The sequence below is a fragment of the Massilia eurypsychrophila genome (assembly GCF_002760655.1).
In the GTDB taxonomy this organism is placed as follows: domain Bacteria; phylum Pseudomonadota; class Gammaproteobacteria; order Burkholderiales; family Burkholderiaceae_D; genus JAFCUW01.
The window spans coordinates 53,842-69,937 of the sequence record NZ_PDOC01000014.1 but is presented as its reverse complement, the minus strand read 5'-3'; the positions used below and the strand labels follow the sequence as shown (position 1 = coordinate 69,937).

The following is a 16,096-nucleotide window of genomic DNA, read 5'->3' as shown; positions in this document are numbered from 1 at the left end:
AATGCTGCCGGGAAAGAGGGCTTTTCTTCCTTCTATTCAAACATTCGCCTGACGGCAAAAACGCTTATCATGTCAACATCAGATACCAACCCGAGCCGTTCCTGCTGCCGCCATGTCGCTCCCTCCCGCAAAACCGCCGGCCGCTCCCGGCCAGAATCCCGCCGACATCGCGCGCGAAGCATTTCGCCGCCTCGCCACGCGCCGCATCGCGCCGACGCCGGACGCCTATCGCGCCATCTATGACGAAATCGCCGGCATCGTCGCCGAGCCGGTGGCGCCGCCCGCGCCCGCCGACAGCGGCGCCGAGACGGTGCTCGGAGGTTTTGCCACCAGGCTGACCGAGACGCCCGGCGAGCTGGCCGAGTTTGGCCGCCGCTTCAACCGCGCCGTCAAGACGCGCGACTGGGACGGCTACGCGCGCGGCCTGTCGCAGCTGGTGGAAAAACATTTTCGCAAGGCCAGTGCGATCGAGCTGGCGCCGCTGTCGGAAGCGGCCGAGTCGAAGCAGCTGCGCGACTTGCTCAGCCGCACCTTGACGTTCGCCGTCGCCTCGCTGCTGACCGGCACGCCGGCGCTGGTGACCGAGGCCGAATCGCTCGGCGCCGCCACCAAGGTCGCCCACACCGACGAAGCGCTGGGCGAAATCGCCGTGCGCCTGAAGCAGTTGTGCTACCAGATCGAGATCAAGAGCGGCGACGTCGCCGAACAGCAGGAATTGCTGCTGCGCCTGTTCAAGCTGCTGCTGGAAAACGTCAGCGAACTGCTCGACGACGACAGCTGGCTGCGCGGCCAGATCGACGCCGTGCAGGAACTCATTTCCGGGCCGATGGACCAGCGCGCGCTGGAAGACGCCACGCGCAGCCTGAAAGATGTGATCTACAAGCAAAGCCGCCTGAAGCACAGCCTGTCGGACGTCAAGTCGACCGTCAAGAACATGATGATGACGTTCATCGACCGGCTCGGCTCGGTGGCGGCCAGTACCGGCGACTTCCACGAAAAGATCGGCGGCTTCTCCGAAAAAATCAGCAAGTCCGACAACATCGAGGATCTCAACGTGGTGCTCGGCGACGTGCTGCGCGAGACGCGCCTGGTGCAGACCGAGGCGCTCAAGTCGCGCGACCGCATGATCGCCGCGCGCCAGGAAGTCCAGGAAGCCGAGCAGCGCATCGTGTCGCTGGAGGCGGAGCTGCGCCACATGAGCGAGCTGGTGCGCGAAGACCAGCTGACCGGCAGCCTGAACCGGCGCGGCCTGGACGACGTGTTCGACCGTGAAACGGCGCGCTCGGACCGCCGCGGCACGCCGCTGTGCCTGGCCATCCTCGACCTCGACGACTTCAAGCGCCTCAACGATACCTACGGCCACCTGGCCGGCGACAACGCCCTCAAGCACCTGGTCAAGATCGTCAAGGAAACGCTGCGCTCGATGGATGTGATCGCCCGCTTCGGCGGCGAGGAATTCCTGATCCTGCTGCCGGAAACGACGGTCGAGGCGGCCGCGCAGACGATGACGCGCCTGCAGCGCGAGCTGACCAAGCATTTCTTTCTGCACGAAAACGAGAAGCTGCTGATCACCTTTTCGGCCGGCGTGGCGTTGCGCTTGCCGAACGAAGCGCAGGCGGCGCTGGTGGCGCGCGCCGACAAGGCGATGTACCAGGCCAAAAAAGCCGGCAAGAACCGGGTCATCGTTGCCGACTAGTCGAACAGTCAGCGCCGAAAGATGTCGTCGAGTACGTCCCTGCCGGGCGGCTTGAACACGAGCGCGCCGGCCTGGCCCGCGTACACCACGCACTGCCCCGGCACATTCTGGTTGATGACGCTGGTGCCTTGCGAGACGACACTGCCGTCGCCGACGTGGCAGCGGCCGATGATGGCGCTGTTCGGATACAGCACGACGCCTTCGCCGATGACCGGCGCCACGCCATGGTTCTTGCCCACCGTTGAATTTTGATACAGCACCAGGTAGTTGCCGTAGCTAGCCTTGGCTAGAACGATACCGACGGAATGACCGATAAAAAATACGTCGGGCATGGCGATGTCGTAGAACAGGTCGATCCCGTTGAGCGCCTTGTTAAGCAAGAACAGCTTGGTGCACACGTCGATATCGCCGCCATTGCGCCGCATCGTGTTGGCAAGAAAATACAGGAAGGTGCAATACTGGGTCGAGTGCAGATAGTCGAACCGATCCTGCTGCCAGGCCCGCACGGCATTGATGCAGACCCCGGTGCGTTGCAGCGCCCGGTCGAGGTGCGCTTCGATATGGGCGGCGACCGGCGGCGAACCGGGCCGCGCGTCCGGAAAGAACGACGCCAGTTGCGCGGCCACGTAATCGAGCAAGCCTTGCCTGCCGATGCGGACGATCTCCACTCAGCTCTCCTGGTACAGCATGTAGACCAGGCTCGCTTCGGCGCCGGCGAGCCCGGCCGACTCGGACCAGGTGACGTCACCGCCATGCTCCTCGCGCGCCAGCGGCACCCGCTTCGTTTCCGTGAAACCGACCTTGCGGTAGAACTCGAGCGCGGTATTGTCGGACCGCACGCGAACCCCCAGCGAGATCAAGCCCAGCTGGTCCCTGGCCCACTTCAAGGTCGTCTGCAATGCCAGTTTCATCAGCCCGGGCGGCGCATCGCCGCCGCGCACGATGGCGTCGGCTTCGCCGTAGCCGCTGGTCCAGTCGATGAAGGCCAGGCCGATATGGCCGAGCGGCGTGCCGTCCAGGCTTTCCACCATGAACAGGATCTTGCCGTCGTTGCCGTGCACCGGGCCGGCCAGCCACGCCGCGGTGCGCGCGGGATGGGCGACGAATTCGGTCAGGAAGGACTTGACGAAGCGGTTGCGCCAGTCGCTGAGCAAGGCGACGTCGCGCGCATCAAGGCAGCCGGGCGCGGTAGGAATCGGGCGCAGGTATGCAATTACGGGTTTGCCGATCGGCAGTACCAGCGACGCCTTGCCGGGCGCCGCGCTTGCCTTCAGCAGCGCCAGGCATGCGCGCCCGGCCGGCAGCGGCGCCATGTTACGCACCACGCCGGACGAAGAACGCGTGGATCTGGTCAGCGACTTGCTGCACCACCGACAGCGGGATTTTCGAATGCAGCGGCAGCGAAATGATCTCCTTGCCGACCTTGTTGGTCACGCTCAAGTCGCCCGCACGGCAGTCTTTCCATAGCGAAAACTGGTGGCCGGGCATCCAGTGGATGCCCGTATCGACGCCGTTTTCCTTCAGCTCGGCGCGCAATTCATCGCGCAGCTCTTCCGGCACGCGGATGTAGTACAGGAACGGATTGACGCCGTCGAAATCGGTCTGCGGCACGCGCACCAGCGGCAGGTCCTTCAGCAGCGCGTTGTAGTGGCGCGATGCGGCGCGGCGGCTCTCGGCAATCACGTCCAGCTTGCCTAGCTGCGCCAGGCCGATCGCCGCATGCAGGTTCAGCATATGGTAGCGGAAGCCGACCCGCTCGACATCGAAGGTCCAGGCGCGCTTGTTCTGGTACATCACCGACGCCGGCTGCTGCATGCCGAGCAGCCGCAGTTCGTGCACATGCTTCAGTTCTTCCTCCGTCCGCACGACGATGGTGCCGCCGTCGAGGCAGGTGATGGTCTTGACCGGGTCGTGGCTGAACACGCAGATATCGGAAAAGCTGCCGACCATCTTGCCCTTGTAGCTGGAGCCGAACGAGTGGGCGGCGTCGTGGATGATGCGGATCTGGTGCTTTTCGGCGAAGGCGGCGATCGCATCGTGGTCGCACATGATGCAGTCGTAGTCCATCACGATCATCGCCTTGGTGCGCGGCGTGACCAGTTCCTCGGCGCGGCGCAGGTCGATTTCGAGGGTGGTGTCGTCGCAGTCGCAAAACACCATGTCGGCGCCGACCCAGCCGATCGCCTGGAAGTCGGCCGAACAGTTGAACGAGGAAACGATCACCTCGTCGCCCGGCCCTACCCCGGCCACCAGCAACGCAATGTGCAGGCCGGCCGTGCCGGTGCTGACGGCGGCGACGAAACGGTCTTCGGCGCCGATGATCTGCTTGACCTTCTGTTCGAACTCGGACACGTAGCTGCCCATCCCGAGCCACCCCATTTCCAGCGATTCGCGGCTGGCGTCGAGTTCTTCCTGTTCGATCAACGGTTTAAAGACTGGAATCATGATGTTCTCCGAATAGTTACTGCGTTACTGCCACAAAGGATGGGATTGGTCGCGCGCCGAGACGATCGGATCGGCCAGCGGCCAGGCGATACCGAAGGCGGGGTCGCTCCACAGCACGCCCCGTTCGGCCGCCGGGGTGTACGGCGCCGTCATCTGGTACAGCACTTCGGCGCTGTCGGTCAAGGTCTGGAAGCCGTGCGCCACCCCTTTCGGGATGTACAGCGCGGCGTGGTTGTGCGACGACAGCTCGATGCCGAACCACTGTCGAAAGCTCGGCGAGGCCGGCCGCAGGTCGAGGATCGCGTCCCAGATCGCGCCGCCGGTGACGCGCACCAGCTTTTCCTCCTCGTGCGGCGCGGCCTGGAAGTGCATCCCGCGCAGCACCCCGCGCCCGACGCTGCGCGAGATGCTTTGCTGGACAAAGCGCGCATTCAGGCCGTGCCGCGCGAATTCGTCGTCGCAGACGGTGCGGGCGAACAGGCCGCGCGCATCGGCATGCGGTTCGATCTCGACGACGAAGGCGCCGGCGATCGGCGTGGCGGTAAATTTCATGGCAGGATCTCGAGCGTCGGAATCGGCACCACGAAGCGGCCACCCCAGGCGCGGATGCCGGCCATCTGGTCGATCACCTCGTCCTTGATATTCCACGGCAGGATCAGCAGGTAGTCGGGCCGGCTGTCGAACACCGCTTGCGGCGCCAGCACCGGGATGCGGCTGCCGGGAAGCAGACGGCCCTGCTTGAGCGGGTTCCTGTCGACCGTGAAATCGATAAAATCGGTGCCTACGCCGCAATAGTTCAGCAGCGTGTTGCCCTTGGCAGGGGCGCCGTAGGCGGCGATCCGGCGGCCCGCCCGCTTGGCGTCGATCAGAAACGTCAGCAGCGCGCGCTTGGTCTCGCGCACCTGCTCGCCGAACGCGGCGTAGGTCTCCAGGCTGGTCAGGCCGGCGGCGCGTTCCTGTTCCAGGCACAGCGCCACCGCAGCGCTGTCGGCGTGGGTCGCCGCGGCGCGGCAGGCGAACAGGCGCACACTGCCGCCATGGGTCGGCAGGTGCTCCACGTCGAACACGCGCAACCCGGCCCGCGCGAACACCGGAGTCAAGGCGGTCAGCGACAGATACGAGTAATGCTCGTGATACAACGTGTCGAACTGATTCTCCGCGATCAGCCTGAGCAAATGCGGGAACTCCAGCGTGACGACGCCGTCGGGCTTCAGCATCGTCGGCATGGCGCCGACAAAATCGTTGATGTCCGGGACATGCGCAAGGACGTTGTTGCCAAGCAGAAGATCGACCGGCCCCGTCTCGGCCAGCAACCTGCTGGCGGTGTCGCGGCCAAAGAACAGCTCGCGCGTGTCGACGCCGACGCGGCGCGCCGCCGCCGCGGTGTTGGCGGTCGGTTCCACGCCGGTGCAGGCGATCCGCGCCTGGACGAAGTACTGCAGCAGGTAGCCGTCGTTGCTGGCAATTTCCATCACCCGGCTGCCGGTGTCGAGCCCGAAGCGGGCGATCATGGCGTCGACGTAGCGCTTGGCGTGCGCCAGCCAGGAACTGGAAAACGACGAAAAATAGGCGTAGTCGTCATGGAAATGCGACTCGGCGCCGCCGCCGCCGGCCAGCTGCACCAGCCAGCAGCGGTCGCACACCAGCGCGTGCAGGCGGTGAAACATCTCGCCACGTTCGGCGTCGCCGGCTTTGACGAAGGCGTTCGATACCGGCGACACGCCGAGGTCGGCAAAGGTGTGAACCAGGTCGGCGCCGCAGGCGCGGCAGGTGGGGCAGCTGTTCATTGGCAGAATCGATCGAGTTGTCGTTCCGAGATCGCGCGTGCGTCCGCCGGGCGCAGCGCCACGGCGCGGTACCAGGCCGCGGTCTGCTCGAGGCAGGTGGCCAGGTTCCACGTCGGCGTCCAGTCCAGCTGCCGGCGCGCCTTGCTCGAATCGAGATACAGGAAATTGGCTTCATGCGGCACCGCGGCGCCGGACTGGTCGAGCTGCCAGCGCAGTTCCGGCCAGTGCGGCTGCAGGCGGCCGAGCAGTTCGGCCACCGACACGTTGTCGGCCGCGTCGGGCCCGAAATTGAAGGCCTCGGCGTGCCTGCCCTGGCCGTCGAGCAGCAGCGTCGCCAGGCGCAGGTAGCCGTGCAGCGATTCGAGCACGTGCTGCCACGGACGGGTCGCGTGCGGATGGCGGATCAGCAGCGACGTGCCGGCAACAGCCGCGCGCGCGGCATCGGCCAGCAGCCGGTCTTCGCTCCAGTCGCCGCCGCCGATGACGTTGCCGGCCCGGGCCGACGCCAGTTGCGGGCCGCCGGCGGCGAAGAAACTGCTGCGGTAGCTGTGCACGACCAGTTCGGCGCCGGCCTTGCTGGCGCTGTAAGGGTCGCTGCCGCCGAGCGCATCGTGTTCGCGGTAGCCCCACGGCCACTCGCGGTTCTCGTAGCATTTATCGGTCGTCACCACCACCACCGCCTTGACGCTGGGGCAGGCGCGCACCGCCTCGAGCAGGTTGACGGTCCCCATCACGTTGGTCGACCAAGTGTCGGGCGCATCGCGATAGCCGCGCCGCACCAGCGCCTGCGCCGCCAGGTGAAACACCACCTCGGGCGCCGCCGCCTGCATCGCCGCGGTCAGCGCTGCCAGGTCGCGCACGTCCGATTCGATGTGGCGCGCGAGCGTGCCGCGCACCCGCGCCAGGTCGAACAGGCTGGGCGTGGTGGACGGCGGCAGGCCGTAGCCGGTGACGCGCGCGCCGAGCCGCGCCAGCCACAGCGACAGCCATGCGCCCTTGAAGCCGGTGTGGCCGGTGACGAACACGGAACGGCCGTCGAACACGGGACCGAGGCTGGCCGGCGCGTTCATGTCCACACCTTCCACGGCGCCTGGCCCGATTGCCACATGTCCTCGAGCTGGTTCTTCTCGCGCAGCGTGTCCATCGGCTGCCAGAAGCCGGCATGCTCGAAGGCCATCATCTGCCGGTCGGCCGCCAGCGCGGCCATCGGCTCGAGCTCCCAGCTAGTGGCGTCGCTGTCGATGTAGCCGACCACTTCCGGCTGCAGCACGAAGAAACCGCCATTGATCCAGCCGCCGTCGCCGCGCGGCTTTTCCTGGAAGCCGGTCACCTTGTCGCCCTGGCGCAGCAGGGCGCCGTAACGCCCAGGCGGCTGCACGGCGGCCACCGTGGCCAGCCGGCCATGCGCCTTGTGGAACGCGATTTCGCGCGTGATGTCGATATCGGCCAGCCCGTCGCCATAGGTGAAGCAGAACGGTTCGCCCGGCACCAGGTAGCGTTCGACCCGCTTCAGGCGCCCGCCCGTCATGGTGTCGGCGCCGGTGTCGACCAGCGTCACGCGCCACGATTCGGCGTGGCGCTCATGCACCTCGATGCTGTTCTTCTCAAGGTCGAACGTGACGTCGGACATGTGCAGGAAGTAGTTGGCGAAGTACTCCTTGATGACATACCCCTTGTAGCCGAGGCAGACGACGAAATCGTGGATGCCGTGTTGGGAGTAGGTCTTCATGATGTGCCACAGCAGCGGCTTGCCGCCGATTTCGATCATCGGCTTGGGCCGCAAGTGGCTCTCTTCGAGAATGCGGGTACCGAGGCCGCCGGCGAGAATGACGGCCTTCATGCCGGCTCTCCCTGGGTAGCGGGCCGATCGCACCATGCTAGCCACATGTCGCGGTAAGCCGCTTCCATGTCGCGCGCAAAGCCGGCGTGATCGAGCAACGGCGAATTGCGCATGGTGTCGCGCAGCGAGCCGCGCAGGCGTTCCATTGAAGGCAGATCTTGCGCCATCGCGACGGCCAGTTCGACGTAGGCGACATGGTCGGGCGCGACCCATTCCTGCTTGCCGATGGCCGTCAGGATGCTGGCGCCGAAGCGCCCTACCGACGGCCGGTCCAGCACCGACACCACCGGAAGGCCCATCCACAATGCCTCGAAGGTGGTGGTGCCCGAATTGTGCGGGAAGCAGTCGAGCACGATATCGACCTCCTGGTACACCCGCCACACCGGCGAGGTAAATCCGATTTGCAGGCGGCTGGCCGGCACGCCAAGGGCGGCGAAGCGCGCCTCGACGTCGCGGCACAGGTCCGGGTCGCTGAACGTGCGGGTATCGAGCCGCAGGCGGGCCTTCGGCAGCCTGAGAAGGATGGCGGCCCACGCCTCGATCAGTCCGGCATGCAGCCGGGTGGTGGTGGCGACGCAGGCGAACGTGACGTAGCCGCGCGCGCGCGCCGGCGACGGACCAGGTTCCGGCGCCGTGTCCTGCGGCTGGTAGGCCCATGGTGCGCGCGGCAGGCGGTACACCGTTTCGGAGAACACCGCCTGCGCCTGTGGTGGCGTGAACTGGGCGTCGCCGATGAAGTAGTCCATCGCGGACAGGCCAGTGCTGTAGCCGAATCCCATCCACGACACCTGCACCGGAGCAGGCTTGCGCGCGAATACCAGCAGGCGATTGCCCAGGGTATGGCCGGAGACATCCACCAGCACGTCGATGCCGTCGGCACGGATACGCGCGGCCAGGTCATCGTCGGACAGGTGCGAACAGGGCAGCCAGTGGTCGGCTGCAACGACCATGCGGTCGGTATGCGCGTCATGCTCGCGCTGGTTGGCGTAGCAGAACACCTCGACGCGCGACTTGTCGTGGTGCTCGATCAGCGGCCCGGCGAAATGGATCACGGAGTGGTTCCTGAAGTCGGCCGACAGATAGCCCACCTTCAGGCGCCGCGACCTATCGCGCGGGTTCAGCAGCGCCGGCGGGTTGGCCGCAAAGCGCGCCGCCTGGGACGCGTTCCAGCGCTGGTATGCCGCAAAAATGCGCTCGGCCGAATAGGTGGGGTGGTAATTGGCGCAAAACAGCAGATTGCTGTGGGCGCTGGGGTAATCGGGCGCCAGCACCAGCGCGTTCTCGAAACACGTCAGCGCATCATCGAGTTTGCCGATATCTTTAAGTACCAGCCCCAGGTTGTTGTGCGCCACATGCATCTCGGGCCTGATGGCGAGCGCGGCGAGAAAACTGTCAATCGCGGCATTCAGGTGCATCTGCACGTGCAGCACATTGCCGAGGTTGAAATGCGCTTCGGCCAACCCGGGATCGATGGCGATCGCCTGCCGGTAGCTGGTCACTGCTTCGTCGTTGCGGCCAAGGGCCTTGAACAGGCTGCCCAAATTGCTATGCGCGTCGGCATAGTCAGGGTTCGCCGCGAGCGCCCGATGAAAGCTGGCGATCGCCTCTTCCGGCCTGCCCAGCTCGTTCAGCGCATTGCCCAGGTTGTTGTGGGCAAGGGCAAAGTCCGGCTTGAGTGCCAGCGCCTGCCGATAGCTGGCGATGGCCTCGTCGTGCCGGTGCAGCGCCTGATAGGCCGCGCCAAGGTTGCAGTGGTACGCCGCCTGGCCCGGGTTGATGCCGATGGCGCCGGTAATGCGCTGCACCGCCACCGCGTTGTCGCCCTGTTGGGATGCAATCACGCCCAGCAGATGCAGCGCGTCCGGACTGTCCGGCAGCGCCGCATACGCCGCTTCAGCTTGCTGCAGCCGGCCGGCGCGATGATGCGCGATGGCGTCTTCGAGCGACAGTGGCATGGCCGCCGATTGCGTTGCACACCAGCGTTGCCACATATCGCGAAACGCCGCTTCCATGTGGCGCGCAAACGCCGCATGGTCGAGGAACGGCGAGTGCCGCATCGTGTCGCGCAACGCGCCGCGCGTGCGCTCGAGCGCAGCGACATCCTGCGCCAGCGCCACCGCGCGCCCGACATAGTCGTCATGGCTGGTGGCGACCCACTCCTGCTTGCCGATGGCCGACAGGATCGAGGCGCCGAAGCGCCCGACCGAAGGCCGGTCGGCCAGCGATACCACGGGCAGCCCCATCCACAACGCTTCGAATGTGGTGGTGCCCGAGTTGTGCGGAAAGCAGTCGAGCACGATATCGACTTCCTGATAGACCTGCCACACCGGCGAGGTATAGCCGATCTCGAGCCGTTCGGCAGGCACGCCGAGCGCGGCGAACCGCGCCTCGAAGTCGCGCCGCACATCGGCGTCGCGGAACATGCTGGTGTCGAGCCGCAGGCGTGCCTCGGGCAGGCGAAGCAGGATGGCCGCCCACGCCGCCACCAGCGGGGCATGGATGCGCGTGGTCGCGCTGACGCAGGCAAACGTCACGTAACCGCGCCGGCGCGCCGGCAGCGGCCCCGGCTCGGGCGCTTCCGCCTGCGGCTGGTAGGCCCACGGCGGGCATGGCAGGCGGTACACCGTTTCGGCAAATAGCGCGTCCGCCTCAGGCGGCGTGAACAAGGCGTCGCCGATGAAATAATCCATCGCCGCCAGCCCTGTGGTGTAGCCAAATCCCATCCACGACACCTGCACCGGCGCCGGCTTGCGCGCGAACACCAGCAGGCGGTTGCCGAGGGTGTGTCCGGACAAATCGACCAGCACGTCGATCCCGTCGGCGCGGATGCGATCGGCCAGTTCGGCGTCGGACATCGCCCGGCACGGTATCCAGTGATCGACGGCGGCCATGATGCGCCGGCTCTGGTCATCGGTCACGTACGAGTTATGATAACAAGAGATCTCGACGCGCGAGCGATCATGGTTTTCGATCAGCGGCGCGGCGAAGTGGATCACCGAATGGTTTCTGAAGTCGCCCGACACGTACGCAATCTTCAGGCGCGCGGCGGGATCGGGCCGGTTCGGCGGCGGCGGCAGACAATCGGCCAGCGGCGCGGCCAGCCGTTCGTTCCAGCGCTGGTAGAGCGCGAAGATCGCCTCGGCAGACAGGGTCGGATGGTAGTTGGCGCCAAATACCAGATTGCCATGCGCGTCGGCGAAGTCGGGGTCGATCTGCAACGCGTTCTCGAAACAAGCCAACGCGTCGTCGAGCTGGCCAATACTGCTCAACGCATTGCCCAGATTAAAATGCGCTTGTGCAAGCGCCGGGTTGAGCTCGATCGCTTTGCGTAGACTGGCGACGGCGTCCAGGTTCCGCCCGAGACGCTTGAACAAACTGCCAAGATTGCTGTGGGCATCGGCGTAATCGGGCTGCACTGCGAGCGCTCTTCCAAAACTGGCAATTGCTTCCTCAGGTCTGCCGCTATCGTTGAGTACATTGCCCAGGTTGTTGAGCGCCAGCGCGTAATCCGGCTGCAGCGTCAGCGCCTGCCGATAGCTGGCGATGGCCTCGTCGTGCCGGTGCAGCGCCTGATAGGCCGCGCCAAGGTTGCAGTGATAGGCCGCCTGGCCCGGGTTGATGACGATGGCGCCGGTAATGCGCTGCACCGCCACCGCGTTGTCGCCCTGTTGGGATGCAATCACGCCCAGCAGATGCAGCGCGTCCGGACTGTCCGGCAGCGCCGCATACGCCGCTTCTGCTTCCTGCAGCCGGCCGGCGCGATGATGCACGATGGCGTCTTCGAGCGACAGTGGCATGGCCGCCGATTGCGTTGCACACCAGCGTTGCCACATATCGCGAAACGCCGCTTCCATGTGGCGCGCAAACGCAGCATGGTCGAGGAACGGCGAGTGCCGCATCGTGTCGCGCAACGCGCCGCGCGTGCGCTCGAGCGCAGCGACATCCTGCGCCAGCGCCACCGCGCGCCCGACATAGTCGTCATGGCTGGTGGCGACCCACTCCTGCTTGCCGATGGCCGACAGGATCGAGGCGCCAAAGCGCCCGACCGAAGGCCGGTCGGCCAGCGATACCACGGGCAGCCCCATCCACAACGCTTCGAATGTGGTGGTGCCCGAGTTGTGCGGAAAGCAGTCGAGCACGATATCGACTTCCTGATAGACCTGCCACACCGGCGAGGTATAGCCGATCTCGAGCCGTTCGGCAGGCACGCCGAGCGCGGCGAACCGCGCCTCGAAGTCGCGCCGCACATCGGCGTCGCGGAACATGCTGGTGTCGAGCCGCAGGCGTGCCTCGGGCAGGCGAAGCAGGATGGCCGCCCACGCCGCCACCAGCGGGGCATGGATGCGCGTGGTCGCGCTGACGCAGGCAAACGTCACGTAACCGCGCCGGCGCGCCGGCAGCGGCCCCGGCTCGGGCGCTTCCGCCTGCGGCTGGTAGGCCCACGGCGGGCATGGCAGGCGGTACACCGTTTCGGCAAATAGCGCGTCCGCCTCGGGCGGCGTGAACAAGGCGTCGCCGATGAAATAATCCATCGCCGCCAGCCCTGTGGTGTAGCCAAATCCCATCCACGACACCTGCACCGGCGCCGGCTTGCGCGCGAACACCAGCAGGCGGTTGCCGAGGGTGTGTCCGGACAAATCGACCAGCACGTCGATCCCGTCGGCGCGGATGCGATCGGCCAGTTCGGCGTCGGACATCGCCCGGCACGGTATCCAGTGATCGACGGCGGCCATGATGCGCCGGCTCTGGTCATCGGTCACGTACGAGTTGTGATAGCAAGAGATCTCGACGCGCGAGCGATCATGGTTTTCGATCAGCGGCGCGGCGAAGTGGATCACCGAGTGATTTCTGAAGTCGCCAGACAAATAGGCGATCTTCAGGCGCGCGGCGGGGTCGGGGCGGTTCGGCGGCGGCGGCAGGGAGTCTGCAAGCGGCGCGGCCAGCTGTTCGTTCCAGCGCTGGTAGAGCGCGAAGATCGCCTCGGCAGACAGGGTCGGATGGTAGTTGTGGCTAAACAGCAAATTACTAAAACAAATGGTCGGATCGGCGCCCTCCTGCAGCGCTTGCTCGAAAGTGGCGATTGCCATGTCGAGCTTGCCCTCGTACAGCAGCGCATTGCCCATATTGTTCAGGGCCTTCGCGCGCGTCGGCGCCGATTGCATGGCTCGCTGAAACAAGACACTGGCCTGCTGCAGCTTTGCCTGGCCAAGCAGGACGGCGCCGAGGCTGTTCGACGCGTCCGCAAATTCCGGCGCGATCTGCAATGCCTGCGCAAAGCACGCCGCCGCCTCGTCCGCCTTGCCCTCAGTCGCGCGCAGGCTGCCGATGTTGAAATGCAGAACGCTCGAATCGGGCCGCAGCGCCAGCGCAGTGCGGTAGCTGATGGCCGCGTCGTCCAGCTTGCCTTGCTCCTTCAGCGCGGCGCCGAGGTTGTTGTGGGCGTCCACACAGTGCGCATCGAGCGCCAGCGCGCGCAGCGAACAGGCAATCGATTCGTCGTGCAGGTTCAGTTCGTTCAGCGCCGCGCCGAGGTTGCCGAGGGCGCCGACATGGTCGGGATTGCGTTCGAGCGCCAGCCGGCAATACGCCGCCGCCTCGCTGAATTTGCCCTGGTCCTTGAGCGCTGCGCCCAGGTTGGCGTAGGCGTCGACATAGTCGGGATTGAGCGAAATGACCTTGTAATAGCACTTGACCGCCTCATCGAACTGGCCGAGGTCGCGCAACACCACCCCGAGATTGTTGAGCGCATCGATATAGCGCGGCGCCAGCGCGACCGCCTTCTGGTAACTCATGCGGGCGTCGCCGAGCCGGTCCAGCGCACGGCAGGCCAATCCCAGGTTGAAGTGGTAAGTGGCGTTGGCCGGAATGGCGCGGATCGCTTTCCTGAACAACTCGACGGCCTGTGCATGGCGGCCGCTCTGATAAGCGACGACACCGGACAGGTTCACCGCATCGGCATTGTTGGGCAACTTGCGATAGATGGCGTCGGCCTGCTCCAGGCGCCCGGCCTGGTGATGCTCGATCGCGCTCTGCAGCTGGGAAGACGGGTTGCCCTGTTGCCTGGGTTTGCTCATGCAAAAACCTTGAAATTGAGATAAGCCGAGTCAGGTATGCGCCTGGCAGTGTGTTTCGGATCGCAGTACGCGGGCGCCCGGGCCTCACGCCGGACGACTGTTTAACCGGGCGATTCTTACCCAAGCGCACTAATTTGTACAGAACTTTATGCTTCGAAGTAAAACCGCGCGGCGCCCTTGTGTTGACATCCACGCAACGATGCGCGCGCCCGGGGGCGCCGCTCAATTTCCTGATCGCCACTGCCGGCCCGTTTTGGCGGGCAATAATAAAACTATTTTGCCCCTAAAGATGTCGGTATCGCTGTCGTCTAACGGGGCAGCGGCAGCGATATGTAGGGCGCAAAAGCGGATTTATTCACACATTGGCCCATCAACTTTTCACCCCTGCCTCCGTTACCAGCAACAACAGCGGTTTGATTGTTTCGGAACAGCGAGACAGACCAATGTGACCAAGGGCACGGCGCCCGACCAAGAACACCCAGTTTCGGAGTACACATCATGGCCGCATTCATCAATACCAACATCTCCTCCCTCAATTCCCAGCGTAACTTGAATTCGTCACAGACTGCCCTGACGACCTCGCTGCAGCGTCTCTCGTCCGGCTTGCGCATCAACAGCGCCAAGGACGATGCCGCCGGCCTGGCCATCAGCGAGCGCATGACGTCGCAGATCCGTGGTAACGACCAGGCAGCCCGTAACGCCAACGACGGCATCTCGCTGGCGCAAACGGCCGAGGGCGATCTGACCCAGATCGGTACCAACTTGCAGCGTATCCGCGAACTGGCTGTGCAGGCCGCCAACGGCAGCAACAGCGCCAGCGACCGTGCATCGCTGAACAACGAAGCGAGTTCGCTGATCGCCGAGATCGACCGCGTCGCTTCGAGCTCCTCGTTCAACGGCAACAAGCTGCTCGACGGCACCTTCACGGCGCAATCGTTCCAGGTCGGCGCCAACAACACCAGCAACGACCGCATCTCGATCGATGCCATCGCCAGCGCCAAGGCCAGCAGTCTCGGCGTCGGCTCCGGTTCGAGCTACTCGGCCAGCAAGGTCGGCACCGGCAACGTCACCACCGCCGCGCTGACCGCCGGCGAACTGGCCGTCAACGGCTACAGCGTCGGCGCTTCGACCAACGATGGCGTCTCGTTCGCCAATGCCGACGCCAGCGGCATTGCCAAGGCTGCGGCCATCAACGCGGTCAGCTCCCAGACGGGCGTCACCGCAACTACCGGCGCCACCGCCGCAGTGGGCCAGGTCGCAACCGCCTTCGGCTCGACCTCGACCGGCGACGTCCTGATCAACGGCGTCGACATCGGCGCCATCGGCGCCGGCACCAACGCGGTTGACCGCGGCACCCAGACCGCAGCGGCCATCAATGCCAAATCGGCCCAGACCGGCGTGACGGCATCAGCCGACGCTACCGGCATCGTCTCGCTGGCGGCTGCCGATGGCCGCAACATCACCGTCAAGACCACCACCGCCGGCGGCGCCGGCACCGGCCTGAACGCCGGCACCTCGTCGGCCGGCACCACCACCACGTCGAAGCTGACCCTCACCTCGAGCGGCGCGGCCGGCATCACGGTCGGCGGCACCAGCGGCCTGGCCGCGACCGGCCAGTCGGTGACGTTCGCTGCGTCAACGGCGACCGCCGGCGCCGGCGTGTCCTCGCTGAACCTGACCACCGCGGCAGGGGCGCAGTCGGCCCTGTCGACGCTCGACTCGGCCCTGGCCACGGTGAACAACTCGCGCGCTTCGCTCGGTGCTTACCAGAACCGTTTCGCCTCGGTGGTGACCAGCCTGCAAACGACGTCGGAGAACTTGTCGGCCTCGCGCAGCCGGATTCAGGATACCGACTTCGCCAAAGAGACCGCTTCGCTGACGCGCGGCCAGATCTTGCAACAAGCCGGTACCGCGATGCTGGCCCAGGCCAACTCGCTGCCGAACGGCGTGCTGGCGCTGCTGCGCGGCTGATCGCCAACCGCTCCTGCTCGCTGAGCCCGGCCCGGATCTTCCGGGTCGGGCTTTTTTGCTTTTGCGCGCGGCGTCGACATGTTGCCAGTTCGATTACAAAACGCGTCCGCCTTTCGTCATGAAATAAATTATTTATCACCTAAAGATTTGCCATCTCCTGCCGTTTAACGGGACCGCCCACCCGAATTAAAGGGCAAAAATAAACATAATTAATGTTTTCCAGTATCAACTTTTTGAACGCAGCACCGTTACCAGATTCAACTGCGGCTTGATTGTCCCGGAT

Annotated in this window: 10 protein-coding genes; 2 read left to right on the top strand and 8 right to left on the bottom strand. The window is 65.4% G+C overall.

Translation table 11 applies throughout. The features are described 5' to 3' along the window. Window positions 1-112: 112 nt before the first annotated feature. Window positions 113-1,696 (top strand): GGDEF domain-containing protein, encoded by a 1,584-nt coding sequence (locus tag CR105_RS19260; protein WP_099791172.1) that lies wholly within the window; start codon window positions 113-115, stop codon window positions 1,694-1,696. Between the two features lie 8 nt (window positions 1,697-1,704). Here the strand turns inward: CR105_RS19260 and CR105_RS19255 are convergent, their stop codons facing one another. From CR105_RS19255 to CR105_RS19220, 8 genes are read right to left on the bottom strand one after another with little or no spacing between them, the layout of a single operon-like run. Next, window positions 1,705-2,364, bottom strand: a complete 660-nt coding sequence (locus tag CR105_RS19255; protein ID WP_099791170.1) for an LbetaH domain-containing protein — start codon at window positions 2,362-2,364, stop codon at window positions 1,705-1,707. Continuing rightward, on the bottom strand, window positions 2,365-3,009 hold the full coding sequence (locus tag CR105_RS19250) for a GNAT family N-acetyltransferase (protein ID WP_099791168.1): 645 nt from the start codon (window positions 3,007-3,009) through the stop codon (window positions 2,365-2,367). 1 nt (window position 3,010) lies between these two features. After that, window positions 3,011-4,141: a DegT/DnrJ/EryC1/StrS family aminotransferase gene (locus CR105_RS19245; protein WP_099791166.1), complete on the bottom strand. Its 1,131-nt coding sequence runs from the start codon at window positions 4,139-4,141 to the stop codon at window positions 3,011-3,013. A gap of 24 nt (window positions 4,142-4,165) precedes the next feature. Then, on the bottom strand, window positions 4,166-4,693 hold the full coding sequence (gene rfbC, locus CR105_RS19240; protein WP_099791164.1) for a dTDP-4-dehydrorhamnose 3,5-epimerase: 528 nt from the start codon (window positions 4,691-4,693) through the stop codon (window positions 4,166-4,168). Further along, window positions 4,690-5,928: a class I SAM-dependent methyltransferase gene (locus CR105_RS19235; RefSeq protein WP_099791162.1), complete on the bottom strand. Its 1,239-nt coding sequence runs from the start codon at window positions 5,926-5,928 to the stop codon at window positions 4,690-4,692. Before CR105_RS19235 ends, rfbC begins: the two co-directional genes overlap by 4 nt. Then, window positions 5,925-6,998 (bottom strand): CDP-glucose 4,6-dehydratase, encoded by a 1,074-nt coding sequence (rfbG, locus tag CR105_RS19230; RefSeq protein WP_099791160.1) that lies wholly within the window; start codon window positions 6,996-6,998, stop codon window positions 5,925-5,927. Before rfbG ends, CR105_RS19235 begins: the two co-directional genes overlap by 4 nt. Continuing rightward, window positions 6,995-7,768 carry a glucose-1-phosphate cytidylyltransferase gene (rfbF, locus tag CR105_RS19225; protein WP_099791158.1) on the bottom strand — a complete coding sequence of 258 codons (774 nt, stop codon included), beginning with the start codon at window positions 7,766-7,768 and terminating at the stop codon, window positions 6,995-6,997. The genes rfbG and rfbF overlap by 4 nt, the downstream gene beginning before the upstream one ends. Beyond that, complete coding sequence (locus CR105_RS19220; protein ID WP_099791156.1) at window positions 7,765-13,842, bottom strand: tetratricopeptide repeat protein; 6,078 nt, start codon at window positions 13,840-13,842, stop codon at window positions 7,765-7,767. Before CR105_RS19220 ends, rfbF begins: the two co-directional genes overlap by 4 nt. A 498-nt stretch (window positions 13,843-14,340) precedes the next feature. On the opposite strand from CR105_RS19220, the gene CR105_RS19215 reads away from it, so the two are divergent. Next, window positions 14,341-15,813 carry a flagellin N-terminal helical domain-containing protein gene (locus tag CR105_RS19215; protein ID WP_099791154.1) on the top strand — a complete coding sequence of 491 codons (1,473 nt, stop codon included), beginning with the start codon at window positions 14,341-14,343 and terminating at the stop codon, window positions 15,811-15,813. Window positions 15,814-16,096 lie beyond the last annotated feature (283 nt).

Bases quoted from the DNA above. Each gene is read 5' to 3' on its own strand.
- CR105_RS19260 (WP_099791172.1), top strand. From the start codon at position 113: ATGTCGCTCCCTCCCGCAAAACCGCCGGCCGCTCCCGGCCAGAATCCC.
- CR105_RS19245 (WP_099791166.1), bottom strand. From the start codon at position 4,141: ATGATTCCAGTCTTTAAACCGTTGATCGAACAGGAAGAACTCGACGCC.
- CR105_RS19235 (WP_099791162.1), bottom strand. From the start codon at position 5,928: ATGAACAGCTGCCCCACCTGCCGCGCCTGCGGCGCCGACCTGGTTCAC.
- rfbG (WP_099791160.1), bottom strand. From the start codon at position 6,998: ATGAACGCGCCGGCCAGCCTCGGTCCCGTGTTCGACGGCCGTTCCGTG.
- rfbC (WP_099791164.1), bottom strand. From the start codon at position 4,693: ATGAAATTTACCGCCACGCCGATCGCCGGCGCCTTCGTCGTCGAGATC.
- rfbF (WP_099791158.1), bottom strand. From the start codon at position 7,768: ATGAAGGCCGTCATTCTCGCCGGCGGCCTCGGTACCCGCATTCTCGAA.
- CR105_RS19215 (WP_099791154.1), top strand. From the start codon at position 14,341: ATGGCCGCATTCATCAATACCAACATCTCCTCCCTCAATTCCCAGCGT.
- CR105_RS19220 (WP_099791156.1), bottom strand. From the start codon at position 13,842: ATGAGCAAACCCAGGCAACAGGGCAACCCGTCTTCCCAGCTGCAGAGC.
- CR105_RS19250 (WP_099791168.1), bottom strand. From the start codon at position 3,009: ATGGCGCCGCTGCCGGCCGGGCGCGCATGCCTGGCGCTGCTGAAGGCA.